Origin of the sequence: Streptomyces sp. NPDC048255, assembly GCF_040652415.1 — a bacterium.
In the GTDB taxonomy this organism is placed as follows: Bacteria; Actinomycetota; Actinomycetes; order Streptomycetales; family Streptomycetaceae; genus Streptomyces.
The window spans coordinates 1-11,791 of record NZ_JBEZMA010000108.1 but is presented as its reverse complement, the minus strand read 5'-3'; the positions used below and the strand labels follow the sequence as shown (position 1 = coordinate 11,791).

General features: G+C 72.3%; 12 protein-coding genes and 1 pseudogene. 7 read left to right on the top strand and 6 right to left on the bottom strand.

Annotated elements, in window-relative coordinates:
- The first annotated feature begins 502 nt into the window (after positions 1-502).
- Together AB0D94_RS37075 and AB0D94_RS37070 are read left to right on the top strand one after the other, a co-directional pair.
- Entirely contained in the window at positions 503-955 is a 453-nt protein-coding gene (locus AB0D94_RS37075) for an LAETG motif-containing sortase-dependent surface protein (protein ID WP_362062133.1), read from the top strand.
- Positions 956-963: 8 nt separating this feature from the next.
- Positions 964-1,617, top strand: coding sequence for a SigE family RNA polymerase sigma factor (locus AB0D94_RS37070; RefSeq protein WP_362062129.1), 654 nt, complete (start codon positions 964-966; stop codon positions 1,615-1,617).
- Positions 1,618-1,810: 193 nt separating this feature from the next.
- On the opposite strand, the gene AB0D94_RS37065 is transcribed toward AB0D94_RS37070, so the two are convergent.
- Both AB0D94_RS37065 and AB0D94_RS37060 read right to left on the bottom strand, forming a co-directional pair.
- A complete protein-coding gene (locus AB0D94_RS37065) occupies positions 1,811-2,173 on the bottom strand; it encodes a hypothetical protein (RefSeq protein ID WP_362062126.1) in 363 nt (120 codons plus the stop codon).
- Positions 2,174-2,184: 11 nt separating this feature from the next.
- Positions 2,185-2,643: a MarR family transcriptional regulator gene (locus AB0D94_RS37060; protein ID WP_362062123.1), complete on the bottom strand. Its 459-nt coding sequence runs from the start codon at positions 2,641-2,643 to the stop codon at positions 2,185-2,187.
- 221 nt (positions 2,644-2,864) lie between these two features.
- On the opposite strand from AB0D94_RS37060, the gene AB0D94_RS37055 reads away from it, so the two are divergent.
- The 3 genes from AB0D94_RS37055 (at position 2,865) to AB0D94_RS37045 (ending at position 6,398) form a co-directional block, all read left to right on the top strand.
- Positions 2,865-4,088, top strand: coding sequence for an MFS transporter (locus AB0D94_RS37055; protein WP_362062120.1), 1,224 nt, complete (start codon positions 2,865-2,867; stop codon positions 4,086-4,088).
- A gap of 47 nt (positions 4,089-4,135) precedes the next feature.
- Positions 4,136-4,564 carry a heme-binding protein gene (locus AB0D94_RS37050; protein WP_362062116.1) on the top strand — a complete coding sequence of 143 codons (429 nt, stop codon included), beginning with the start codon at positions 4,136-4,138 and terminating at the stop codon, positions 4,562-4,564.
- A 217-nt stretch (positions 4,565-4,781) separates the two neighbouring features.
- Positions 4,782-6,398 carry a family 20 glycosylhydrolase gene (locus AB0D94_RS37045; protein WP_362062112.1) on the top strand — a complete coding sequence of 539 codons (1,617 nt, stop codon included), beginning with the start codon at positions 4,782-4,784 and terminating at the stop codon, positions 6,396-6,398.
- 46 nt (positions 6,399-6,444) lie between these two features.
- Here AB0D94_RS37045 and AB0D94_RS37040 read toward each other — a convergent pair whose 3' ends face one another.
- From AB0D94_RS37040 to AB0D94_RS37030, 3 genes are all read right to left on the bottom strand, one after another.
- Positions 6,445-6,750: a DUF3040 domain-containing protein gene (locus tag AB0D94_RS37040; protein ID WP_362062109.1), complete on the bottom strand. Its 306-nt coding sequence runs from the start codon at positions 6,748-6,750 to the stop codon at positions 6,445-6,447.
- Between the two features lie 114 nt (positions 6,751-6,864).
- Positions 6,865-7,674 (bottom strand): endonuclease, encoded by an 810-nt coding sequence (locus AB0D94_RS37035; protein WP_362062106.1) that lies wholly within the window; start codon positions 7,672-7,674, stop codon positions 6,865-6,867.
- A 428-nt stretch (positions 7,675-8,102) separates the two neighbouring features.
- Positions 8,103-8,831, bottom strand: coding sequence for a TetR/AcrR family transcriptional regulator (locus AB0D94_RS37030; protein WP_362062103.1), 729 nt, complete (start codon positions 8,829-8,831; stop codon positions 8,103-8,105).
- A gap of 100 nt (positions 8,832-8,931) precedes the next feature.
- On the opposite strand from AB0D94_RS37030, the gene AB0D94_RS37025 reads away from it, so the two are divergent.
- Complete coding sequence (locus AB0D94_RS37025; protein WP_362062100.1) at positions 8,932-10,125, top strand: FAD-dependent monooxygenase; 1,194 nt, start codon at positions 8,932-8,934, stop codon at positions 10,123-10,125.
- Between the two features lies 1 nt (position 10,126).
- Here AB0D94_RS37025 and AB0D94_RS37020 read toward each other — a convergent pair whose 3' ends face one another.
- Positions 10,127-10,936: a glutamate ABC transporter substrate-binding protein gene (locus AB0D94_RS37020; protein WP_362062097.1), complete on the bottom strand. Its 810-nt coding sequence runs from the start codon at positions 10,934-10,936 to the stop codon at positions 10,127-10,129.
- Between the two features lie 244 nt (positions 10,937-11,180).
- On the opposite strand from AB0D94_RS37020, the pseudogene AB0D94_RS37015 reads away from it, so the two are divergent.
- Positions 11,181-11,791, top strand: a pseudogene (locus AB0D94_RS37015) (hypothetical protein); the annotation flags it as partial.

Here is an 11,791-nt window from a genome sequence, read left to right as displayed (position 1 = left end):
CCGCAGGACGAGCGCGCAACCTGGGCCGAGGGGGCGTAGCGGGGGCTCAGTGCGCGAGCCGAGGAGACAGCCCGGAGGGGCACCGCGGACCGACCAAACCGACCAGGCCCCGCCGGAACCAACCGCACACGGCGGGGCCCGGCGCAGCCGACCAGGCTCCGCCGGAGCCAAATCCAGCCCCGCCGGCGATTGAGGCGCGGGGTCCGGGGCGGAGCCCCAGAGGCCCGGGCGCAGCCGAACCAGCACCGCCGAGCCGCCCGCAGGGCAGCGGCGCAGCCGAACCAGCACCGCCGAGCCGCCCGCAGGGCAGCGGCGCAGCCGAACCAGCACCGCCGAGCCGCCCGCAGGGCCCCGGCGCAGCCGGACCCGACACCGCCGAGCCCCCCGCAGGGGACCCGGCCGAAAGTTTTTTGGGAACGGCGGCAACCTCGGGGAGGGTCGCGCGTCGTGCGGGGGTGAAGGGCGTAGTTCCGCGTCCTCGACCCGACCGTGGAGAACCACCGTGAAGAACCTGAAGCGCGTCCCCCAGCCCGTCCGCCGCGCGGCCGTCACCGCGGCCGCCGCCGGGGTGTTCGTCGCTCTGGCCGGGCCCGCCTTCGCCTCGGCCACGCCCGCCTCGGCCACGCCCACCCCGGCCGCCAGCGCTCCGGGCAAGCCCGCCCCGGCCACCAGCGCCGCCCCGGCTCCGGCCACGAGCGCCGCGCCCAGGCCGTCCGTGTCGACGCCGGCAGGCGGCGGCGCGAGCGCCAAGCCCAGCCCGTCCGTGTCGACGCCGGGCACGGCCACCGCACCCTCGGCCGTTCCGTCCGCCGCCCCCTCCGCCGCGCCCGGTGACGCCGAGCTCGCGCATACTGGCTCCTCCGCGACCACTATGGCCCTGGGGGCAGGAGCCGCAGGCCTGATCGTCATCGGCGCCGGCGCCCTGTACACCGTGCGGCGCCGCGCCAACGGCTGAGGAATCCTGTGCTCCACCTCGTCTCGCCCGCCGGCCCCGCCACGCCCGGTCGAAGACGGGCGTGGCGGGGCCTGTGGTCGTTGCTGCGCCGCGAGCGCTCCGCCCCGCCCGCCTCACCTCGCCCGTACGGGGCCCCGTACGGGCACGCACACGGCTCCGGCCACGGCGATCCGCCGCCCCCCACCGTGACCGAGCTCTACCACGCGCACCGGCTGCGGATGGTCCGCCTCGCGGTGCTGCTCGTCGACGACCTGGCCACCGCCGAGGACGTGGTCCAGGACGCCTTCACGGCGCTGTACCGCCGCCACGGGGAGCAGATCAGCGAGGTCGACAACGCCCTGGGCTACCTGCGCACGGCGGTCGTCAACACCTCGCGCTCCGTCCTGCGCCGCAGACGCACCGTCCGGGCCTGGACCCCGCCCGCACCGGCGGACGTACCGTCCGCCGAGGACCACGTGGTCCTGGACGAGGCGCATCGTGAGGTGCTCGCCGCGCTCGGGCGGCTCACCCCGCGCCGCCGGCAGGTGTTGGTGCTGCGCTACTGGGCGGACCTCAGCGAGGCGGAGATCGCGACGACCCTCGGCATAAGCCGGGGCGCGGTCAAATCGAACGCGAGCCGCGCCCTGGACGCGCTGGAACGGATTCTGGAGGGACGGATATGACGCGCGACGGCGAACGCCCCGTCGAGCAGCGGCTGCGGCAGGCGCTCGGCGCACGCGCGGAGGGCATCGACATCCGCCGGCTGCGTCCCGCGGACCCGCCCGGGCCGCACCTGAGGCGGCTGCCCGCCGTACGGCTGCGGCGCTTCACGCTGCCGCTGGCGGGCCTGGCCGCGGCGGCCGCCGCGGGGGTCGGCTACCTGCTGCTGGCCCCGGGACAGGATGCCGGTCCGCTGCCCCCCGCGACCCCACCGAAGATCACGGCCCCCGGCCCGTCCGTGGAGCCGCCCCAGTCGCCGGGCCCGCAGCCGTCCTCGCCGTCGGCTCCGACTCCGGGCCCGGCCACTTCGCCCGCTCCGCATCGTTCGCTGACACCGAGCGCACCGGCCACGCGGATGCCGGGTACCTCGCCGTCGATCTCGGCGCCGCCCACGGCAACGCCCTCGTCGGCCCGCTCGGCCTCGTCCCCCTCTTCGGCCCCGTCCCCCTCTTCGGCCGCGTCGGCCTCGCCGACCCCGCCGGGAGTGGTGGGCAGCGGCGCGGGATGACCCGGGCGCACCCGGGCACCCGCTACGAGGGTGTCCGGGTGTTCTCCACCACGGCGACGAGCGGGGCCAGTTCAGGGTTGCGCGCGGCCTCGTCCAGCGCCTCGCGCAGAGCCGTGTCGTTCGTCGGGCGGGCCGCGGCGAGGAGGGCCAGACCGGCCTCGCTCACGTCCGTGTAGATGCCCCGCCGGTCGGTGTCGCAGATGTAGCGGCTCAGCAGCCCGCGGTCCTCCAGCCGGCTGACCAGGCGGGTGGTCGCGCTCTGGCTGAGCACCACCGAGTCGGCGACCTGGTGCATCCGGAGGTGTCCGCCGGGCCCGCTGTGCTGGCGGCTGAGCACGTCCAGCAGCGAGTACTCGCGGACGCTGAGCCCGTGCCCCGCCTGGAGCGCCCGCTCGATGTGCGCCTCGATCCGTCCGTGCAGGAGGGAGAGGGCGCACCAGCCCTGGGAGAGGGCGGTGAGCGCGCTGTCCGTTGCCGTCATGGGCTCCTCCTTCGATGCGATCCGATGCGATGCGACGCGTGCGGTGCCCCCAGGATAGAACACGAACGCAATAGCCCGCGCTTGCAATTAGCCCGCGTCTGCAATTAATGTGGACGCACGTAAGCAGCGGCAGCAATCGCGCGCCGGGCGGCCGGGTGCCACTTGCATCCCACCCGCATCCGCCTCCGTACCGCACCCTCCCCTGAAGGGCACCTTCCCCCATGCCTCTCGCACTCCTCGCCCTCGCCATCGGGGCCTTCGGGATCGGCACCACCGAATTCGTGATCATGGGCCTGCTCCCCGAGGTCGCCGCCGACTACGGCGTCTCGATCCCCACCGCGGGCTTCCTGGTCACCGGCTACGCCCTCGGCGTCGTCCTCGGCGCCCCGCTGATGACCGTCCTCGGCACCCGCGTCCCCCGCAAGCGCATGCTCATGCTGCTCATGGGCCTGTTCATCGCGGGCAACGCCCTCTCGGCGCTCGCCCCCGCCTTCGAGATCATGCTCACCGGGCGCGTCGTGGCCTCCCTCGCCCACGGCGCCTTCTTCGGGATCGGCTCGGTCGTCGCGGCCGGGCTCGTCGCCCCCGGGCAGAAGGCCGGTGCCATCGCCATGATGTTCACCGGCCTGACCGTCGCCAACGTGGTCGGCGTACCGCTGGGCACCCTCGTCGGGCAGACCCTCGGCTGGCGCGTCACCTTCATGCTCGTCGCCGCGCTGGGCGTCCTCGGCCTGCTCGGCATCGCCCGGCTGGTGCCCGACCTGCCCCGGCCCGAGGGCGTCCGGATCCGCCACGAGCTGGCCGCGTTCCGCAACGTGCAGGTGCTGCTCGCGATGGCGATGACCGTGCTCGGCTTCGGCGGCGTCTTCGCCGCGATCACCTACATCACCCCGATGATGACCGACGTCGCCGGCTTCGCCGACACCTCCGTCACCTGGCTCCTGGTCCTCTTCGGCCTCGGCATGGTCGGCGGCAACCTCATCGGCGGCCGGTTCGCCGACCGCGCGCTGATGCCGATGCTGTACGTGTCCCTGGGCGCGCTCGCCGTCACCCTGGCGGCCTTCACCCTCACCGCCCACAGCAAGGCCGGCGCCGCCGTCACCGTCGTGCTCATCGGCGCCCTCGGCTTCGCCACCGTGCCGCCGCTCCAGAAGCGGGTGCTCGACCAGGCCGCCGGTGCGCCCACCCTGGCCTCTGCCGTCAACATCGGCGCCTTCAACCTCGGCAACGCCCTCGCCGCCTGGCTCGGCGGGATCGTGATCGCCGCCGGACTCGGCTGGACCGCCCCGAACTGGGTCGGCGCCGCGCTGGCCGCCTCCGCCCTCGTGCTGGCCCTCGTCTCCGGCGCGCTGGAACGCCGTACGGGCGTCCGGCAGGAGCGCGGCGTCCGGATCGTGGCGGCCGGAGCCCCCGAGGCCCCCGCCGCGGTCCCCGCCCACCACTGACCGACCCCCGTCCCCTCCCGCACACCCCCTTTCAAGGAGAAACCCGCATGTCCACCGCCGCCCGCACCGCCGTCGCCCCCCTGACCACCGAGGACGCCGAGCTGCTCCTCGCCGCCGCCCGCACCGCCGCCGAAGCCGCCGGGGTGCCGGTCAGCGTCACCGTCCTCGACGCGGGCGGTCACCTGCTCGCCTTCCGCCGCGACGACCGGGCGGTGCTGATCTCGGGCGAGACCAGCACCCGCAAGGCCTTCACCGCCCTCCAGCTGAACGCGCCGACCGCCGACCTGGTCGACGCCGTCCAGCCCGGCGGGCTCTTCCACACCCTGCCCACCGCCCTGGACCGGCCGCTGCTGTTCATCGCGGGCGGGCTCCCCGTCCACCGCGACGGCCGTCTCATCGGCGCCATCGGCGTCGGCGGCGGCGCCCCCGACCAGGACCACGGCTTCGCCGCCGCGGCCCTCGACGCCCTGATCTAGTGCTGTGGCCGGAAGGGTTTGCCGGGCGGCGCGACCCGGTGAACCCTTCCGGCCACAGCACTAGGTCGTGCCCGCAAAGTCCCGCCTGCTCGGTGGGGTCGCCCTCCGGGCGGCCCGGCGCCGCTTTGCGGCCACTTCCCAGCCGCCGGGTCGCGCACCCGCCTCCCCCGTGCCAGGTTGGTACGGGGGACAGGGGTGCATGATGCGGAAACCGAGGATGCACGTGAAAGCCCACGTCATAGCGACGGCGGCGGTCGCCGCCCTGGTCGGTCTCGCCGCTCCGGGCTGCACGGCGGCCTCCGACGAGGCCCGGGCCCCCGCCGCCCCGACCACCCCCGGCAGCAGTGCCCCGGCCGCCTCGCAGGCGGTCACCGAGGAGCCGACGCCCTCCCCCAGCCCCACCTACGCCCTGTCCACGGCCCCGCGCACCATCCCGGCCGTACGGGAGCACGTACCGGCCCGCGGCCCCGGCTGGAAGCCCGCCCCCGACGCCCGCGTGGTCGTCGCGCAGGCGGACAAGGCGGCCCTGTCCGATGAGGCCGAACTCCTCGCCGGGGAACTGCGCCTCGGCTTCTCGGACTCGGAGCCGCCGCGCCGCGGGGACGTCGAACTCGCCCTGGGGGCCAAGGGATCCGGCCCGGCCGAGTCGTACGGCCTCACCGTGAAGGACGGCCGGGTCAAGATCACCGGCCCCGACGAGGCCGGCGTGTTCTACGGGACCCGCACCCTCAAACAAGCCGTGCGGTCCGCCGGTTCGGCTCCCGAGGGCACCGTGCGCGACGCCCCGGCCAAGCCGCAGCGCGGCCTCAACCTGGACATAGCGCGCAAGCACTTCTCCGCCGACTGGATAGAGGACCGGCTGCGCGAGATGGGCGACCTGAAACTCAACCAGCTCGGCCTGCACTTCTCCGACGACCAGGCCTTCCGGATCGAGTCCACCAGCCACCCCGAGATCGTCTCCACCCCGCACCTCACCAAGGCCGAGGTGCGCCGCATCACGGCGCTCGCCGAGTCCCTGCACATCACGGTCGTCCCCGAGATCGACTCGCCCGGACACCTCGGCGCGGTGCTGCGCGTCCACCCCGACCTGCAACTGCGCGACGTACAGGGCAGGGCGGTGAAGGGCGCCGTGGACATCTCGAACCCGGCGGCCGCGAAGCTCGTCGACGAACTCCTCCGCGAGTACCTGCCGTTGTTCCCCGGCGGGGCCTGGCACCTGGGCGCCGACGAGTACCAGGCGCTCGTCGTCCGCGACCCGCAGGCCTCCTTCCCCCAGCTCGCCCGCGCCGCCCAGCAGCGGTACGGCCCCTCGGCGCGCGTCCAGGACCTCGCGACGGGCTGGCTGAACGACCGCGCGGACGTGGTGCGCCCGTCGGGCAAGGCGCTCAAGGCGTGGAACGACGGCTTCTTCTCCGGCGGGGTGACCAGCGCGGCCAAGGACATCCAGGCCGAGTACTGGACCGGCAAGGAGATCGGCGCCCGCCCGCCGCTGGAGTACCTGCGCGAGGGACGGAAGGTAGTCAACCTCAACGACGAGTACCTCTACTACGTGCTGGGCGAGCCGAACCAGTTCACCTACCCCACCGGCCGGCGGATTTACGAGGAGTGGACCCCGCTGGTGCTGCGCGGCACCACCCCCGTGCCCGCCCAGTACGGGAACCAGATACTGGGCGGCCGCCTCGCCGTGTGGTCCGACCTGTCCGGTGCCCAGACCCCGGCCCAGGTGGCGGCCGGCATCCAGCTGCCCCTGGCGGCGCTCTCCCAGAAGGTCTGGGACTCCCGCCCGCCGCAGCAGCCCTGGACGGAGTTCAAGGGCCTCGCCGACCGCCTCTGAGCCGATCCCTGAGAGCCGACCGCCCCTGAGCGGTCACGAGCGGCGGCTAGCGCGGCGCCGCCCGGTCCCGGCGCTGCCACCGCCGCTGGACCCATTGGCCGAGCAGCGGCAGGGCCGTGACCACCGTCAGCATCCAGGCGGCGGCGAAGCCCCAGATCAGGGGCGTCGAAACGGTCACCGAGGCCGCGACGAAGAGCGCGACGGTCACCGCACCGAGCAGACAGGCCACGCCGGTGCGGTGACGCAGGTGCGCGGACCGCAGGATCCGGTCCAGGGAACGGTCACGCTTGAGCTGCGCTTCGATCGCGGAGAGGGCGCGCTGCTCGTGATCGGAGAGTCCGGCTCCGTCCATGACGACGTACCTCCGTCGGCTGCGGCCGGCGGGCGCGGATCGCAGCCTTTGGCGTGCGAATACCCGGCCTGACCCGGCCCAACCCCCGGAGAGACGCGCGGCTCCCCGGGGTGGTCACCAGATGGAGTTGACCCACTCCGGGTGGTCGATGAAGGGGTTCCGGTTGTGCTGGTAGGTGTCGAAGATGATCTGGTTGCGGCGCTGCTCGAAGGCGTCCGGCGGGTCCTGCTGGTTCCATTGCTTCAGCAGGCTGATCCGGCCGTGTGCGGGGGCCGAGCCGTTGTTGACCTTGTCGTTCATCTCCAGGTTCGCGAAGCCGTCGCCCCCTTCGTAGCGCACGGCCATGTAGAGCAGCATCCGCGCGACGTCGCCCTTGACCGCGTCGCGCGGTTCGAAGGAGTCGGAGTCGGTGAGGCTGCCGGGGGCCTCGCCGACCGGGCTGCCGCCGTTGTCGAAGTCCTTGTTGCCCCGGGTGCTGTTGACCGTGACGTCCTCGGGGCGCAGGTGGTGCAGGTCGGTGCCCGGGCCGGTGGCGGTACCGAAGTCGCCGTGGCTCTTGGCCCAGACGTGCTCGCGGTTCCAGTCGTTGGCCCCGCCGCCGTTGGTGGCCTTGGACTGGGAGCGGCCTGAGTAGACCAGGATGACGTTGTTCGGGTTGGCCGGGTCCTGGTCGGTGACCTTCAGGGCGTTCCAGACGCCGTCGTACGACACCTTGGACTGGGTCTTGATGATGCCGTGCAGGGCGGTCTTCAGCGCCGCCCCGGTCTTGCCCTCGGCCGCGGCGTAGTACGAGTCGACCGTCGCGGCCGGGGCGGCGTGGGGAGCCGCCGTCCGCTGCTGGCCGGCGGAGGCGGTGACCGGTATCGCGACCAGGGCGGCCGCGGCGAGTCCGGCCGCCCAGGGGGTCAGGCGGGAGATTCTCATGGCGTGGGGGTACCTCTCCACGACGCACCGCTCCCGCCAGGGGAATTGGCGGGATATCAGGTGGCAGAGCGAGGCTCACATTGTCATGTGCCCTACAGGTAAAAACCATGTGTCCGGCGCGCGGAGCTGCGGTGTTCACCTTCGCTGAACGCGAACGTCCTGCCCTCCCGCTGAAGAGGAGGCTCCCCATTCCCCCGTGAAGTGGCCGAATCCGTAACGGACGGGACGGTGTGGGCGCGCCGAGGTGACGGGGCATGAACCGACGCCGCACCCGAGCCGGTTGAAAGGAAATCCCGCCCCTGCCGCAGCGCCGGTCAGCCGCAGACGTTCAGCTGTGCCCCTGCCCCTGCCCCTGCCCCTGCCCCTTCCGCAGCGGCGAGCTACGGCCCGTCAGGGGGCGCTCCCGGCTCGGCGTTCGACCTCTGCCGTCACGCAGGGACATCTGGTGCACGCTTGTCGATCAGTGCGGCCAAGCCGTCCAGGATGCGCTGCAGGCCGAACTCCCATGCCTGATCCTGCTCGTCGGACCGGGCCGCTGAAGCGAGGGCCCCGGTGAGCGCGGGGAATCGCTCGCCGTGCGTCCGCATCAGATCGCCGAGGACGGCGCCGAGCTGGGCCTCGGGGTCGCCCGCGGGGCCTGCTGCACGGACTTGCTGGGTGATGCCGCGGACGTGACCGACCAGCAGGACGGCTGCGTCCATCCGCTCGGCACCGCTCAGCGCCGTACCGTCCAGGGCTGCGACCGCGTGCTCCATCCAGGACAGCTCTCCGGGCCCCGGGATCCGTGGCCCGATGGTGGCGTCCAGCGCCCAGGGGTGCCGGCGGAAGACGGTGAGCAGCTGGCGGGCCCAGGCCTCGAGCTGCTGCCGCCAGCCCTCGCGCCGCACCCTCGCCGCCGGGTACGGGCCGATCGCGGCGTCCACCATCAGGGCGACCAGCTCCGCCTTGCCCGGCACGTACCGGTACAACGCCATCTTGGTCACGCCCAGTTGGGCGGCGACCCGCTGCATGGACACCTCGGCCAGCCCTTCCGGGTCGGCGATCTCGATCCCGGCCCGCGCGATGCGGTCCAGGTCGAGTTTCGGTCGGGGGCCCCGCGCGGGCTTGGGGTGCGGGCCCCAGAGGAGCCGCACCAGCTCGGCGTGCTCGCCATCCATGTCTGCCGTCTCCCTGTCCTGGCCTTGCCGAGTCAACTGTGTCTAAGGTACACAGTAAGTATTAGTGTCCATCGGACACAGTTTTTGAAGGAGGGAACCCGTGAACAGGAACGTCCTCATTTCCGGCGCGAGCATCGCCGGACCGGCGCTGGCCTACTGGCTGGGGCGCCACGGCTTCAAGCCCACTGTCGTCGAACTGGCCCCGGCCCTGCGCCCGGGAGGTCAGGCCGTCGACTTCCGTGGTGAAACGCACCTGGCCGTGCTGGAGCGCATGGGCCTGCTTCACGAACTGCGAGGTGTCCAGACCGGCGGCAGCCCGGTGCGCTTCGTTGACGAACTCGGCCGGACACTGCTGCGTCTCCCGGCCGAGTTCACCGGTGGTGAGCTGGAGGTGCTCCGCGGAGATCTGGCCCGAGTGCTGTACGAGCACAGCCTTCCCCACACCGAGTACGTCTTCGGAGACTCGATCACCGGCCTCACTGAGACCGCCTCCGGCGTGCGGGTCGACTTCCAGCGCGGAGCCTCGCGCGACTTCGACCTGGTCGTAGGCGCGGACGGGTTGCACTCCAACGTCCGTCGCCTCGCCTTCGGCCCGGAGGAGGACTACGTGAGCCATCTCGGCTACTACGCCGCCACCTGGCAGCTGCCCAATGACCTGGGCCTGGGAAGGGAATCGATCGGCTACAACGTCCCGGGTCGGTTCGCCTCCGTCGGCGCCGACCACCGGGACCCGGCCCGGGCAGGGGCGTTCTTCGTGTTCGCCGCGCCCGAGCTGTCGTACGACCGCCGCGACCTCGAACAGCAGAAGCGTCTGGTCGACCACGCGTTCTCCGGCCTCGGCTGGGAGGTGCCCCGACTGCTCGGCACTCTGCGCCAGGCCCCCGACCTGTACTTCGACTCGATCAGCCGGGCTGATGTGGACACCTGGTCCACAGGGCGGGTCTGCCTCGTCGGGGACGCCGCCTGCGGGGCCACGATCGGAGGCATGGGCACGGGAACCGCAGTGGTGGCGGCCTATGTGCTGGCCGGTGAACTCGCGCGGGCCCAGGGCGACCACCGGATGGCCTTCACCCGGTACGAGAGCAGGCTCCGGAAGTACGCCAGGGGTTGTCAGGCAGGCGGCGACCGCACCGGGAAGTTCCTCGCTCCCGGCACGGCAGCCGGCATGCGGTTCCGCAACACCGTGTTGTCCCGTCCCTTGTTCCTGAACGGAATGCTCAGGCTGGGGGAGAAGGTCAGCAGCACCGTGGCCCTGCCCGACTATCCGGCCGGCCCCACCCGCGTCAGCCGGTGAGTCAGCTGCCCGTCGCGATCGCGGGGGCCGGGTCGAACTTGTAGTTCGGGCCGAAGTTCTTCTTCACGGCCGCTTCCCACGAGCCGTCCTGGACCATCTTCTTGAGCGCGGCGTTGATCTTGCCCTGGAGCGCCTTCTCGCCCTTCTTGAGGCCGATTCCGTAGCTCTCGTTGCTCAGGCTCTGGCCCATCAGCTTGAACTTGCCCTCGTTGCCCTTCTGGGCCACGTACCCGGCGAGGATGGAATCGTCCGTGGTCATCGCGTCGACCAGGTTGTCCTGGAGGGCGACGACGCACTCCGAGTAGCCCGGCAGCTCAAGCACGCTCGCCTTGGGGGCCAGCTTGCTCTTGATGTTCTCCGCCGAGGTGGAGCCGGTGACCGAGCAGAGCCTCTTGGTGTTGAGGTCCTCGGCCTTGGTGATGCTGGTGTCGTCGGCGCGGACGAGCAGGTCCTGGTGCGCGGTGAAGTACGGGCCGGCGAAGTCGACCTTCTCCTTGCGCTTCTCGCTGATCGAGTAGCTCGCGGCGACGAACTTGACCTCGTTGTACTGGAGCAGCAGCTCCCGGTCCGAGCTGTCGACGCGCTTGAACTCGATCTCCTCGGCCTTGTAGCCGAGCTCCTTGGCGATGTACGTGGCGACGTCCACGTCGAAACCGGAGAAGATGCCGCCGGGCTCGCGCAGGCCGACGCCCGGCTGGTCGAACTTGATGCCGATGGAGAGGGTCCCCTTGTCCTCCTCGCCGCCGCACCCGGAGGTGGTGAGGGCGAGGGCGATCACTGCGGCGACCGCACCGGCCTGGGGAACCTTCATGTTGCACTCTTTCCTCGGGACCGCGGGGCGTGATGCGGGCACCTTCCAGCGGTGGCTGGTCGAGGGATCACCGCACCGCGTGGAACCGCGAGAACGTGGGGGGACGTCAATACACGTGTACGAGGAAGCTAGGAACTCGACCGGCGCAGCGTCACTAGATCTGAGCGAAACTTGAGGATAACGATCCGGTTCGGCCGTAGATTTTTCGGTGCAATCGGGCGGAACCGGGAGAAGGGGGCGGTCGATGGGGGCAGGTTCGGTGAGGGTCGACGGGAACGCGCTGTCGCTGGGCGAGGTGCAGGTCCGCTTCATCCGGACCCTGCGGCTGCCGGAGTCCGGCACGCACGCGCTGCCGCCGGGACTGGGGGAGTTCCCGCTGCGCAGGGTGGAGGACTACCCGGACACGGCGCCGCCGGAGTGGCTGGCGAAGGGCGGTGTGATGCTGCCCGTGCACCTGCGCGAGGCCATGTGGCTCAGCTTCGCCGGGACCAGGGAACCCGCCGCCCTCCAGGTCGGCGTCGGCAAGGTGTGCGCCGTCTCGGGTGAGCGGTGGACGGGCCGGCTGGCCCGCACCCCGCAGAACTACCTGGTCCTGCCCCGGCAGCCGTGGCTGGACGGGATCAACTCGGGTGATGGCACGGTGCGTCAGTTCGTCGCCGTACCCCTCGGGCTCGGCGCCACCGTCGAGGGGCAGGTCACCGGCGAGGAGACCACGGGCGGCGTGCAGCTCCAGGCCTTCCCGCTGGACGCGCGCGAACTGGCCGCCTTCGCGGCCGGGCAGCGGCGCCCGCTTGCGCTCCCATCCCTCCTGGGAGGTCAGGCAGGCGTGGTCGAGTTGGCGCAGCCCGGTCAGGT

Coding starts and splice junctions, on each gene's coding strand:
- AB0D94_RS37060 (WP_362062123.1), bottom strand. CDS start 2,643: ATGACGGCAACGGACAGCGCGCTCACCGCCCTCTCCCAGGGCTGGTGC.
- AB0D94_RS37055 (WP_362062120.1), top strand. CDS start 2,865: ATGCCTCTCGCACTCCTCGCCCTCGCCATCGGGGCCTTCGGGATCGGC.
- AB0D94_RS37050 (WP_362062116.1), top strand. CDS start 4,136: ATGTCCACCGCCGCCCGCACCGCCGTCGCCCCCCTGACCACCGAGGAC.
- AB0D94_RS37045 (WP_362062112.1), top strand. CDS start 4,782: ATGCACGTGAAAGCCCACGTCATAGCGACGGCGGCGGTCGCCGCCCTG.
- AB0D94_RS37040 (WP_362062109.1), bottom strand. CDS start 6,750: ATGGACGGAGCCGGACTCTCCGATCACGAGCAGCGCGCCCTCTCCGCG.
- AB0D94_RS37035 (WP_362062106.1), bottom strand. CDS start 7,674: ATGAGAATCTCCCGCCTGACCCCCTGGGCGGCCGGACTCGCCGCGGCC.
- AB0D94_RS37030 (WP_362062103.1), bottom strand. CDS start 8,831: ATGGATGGCGAGCACGCCGAGCTGGTGCGGCTCCTCTGGGGCCCGCAC.
- AB0D94_RS37020 (WP_362062097.1), bottom strand. CDS start 10,936: ATGAAGGTTCCCCAGGCCGGTGCGGTCGCCGCAGTGATCGCCCTCGCC.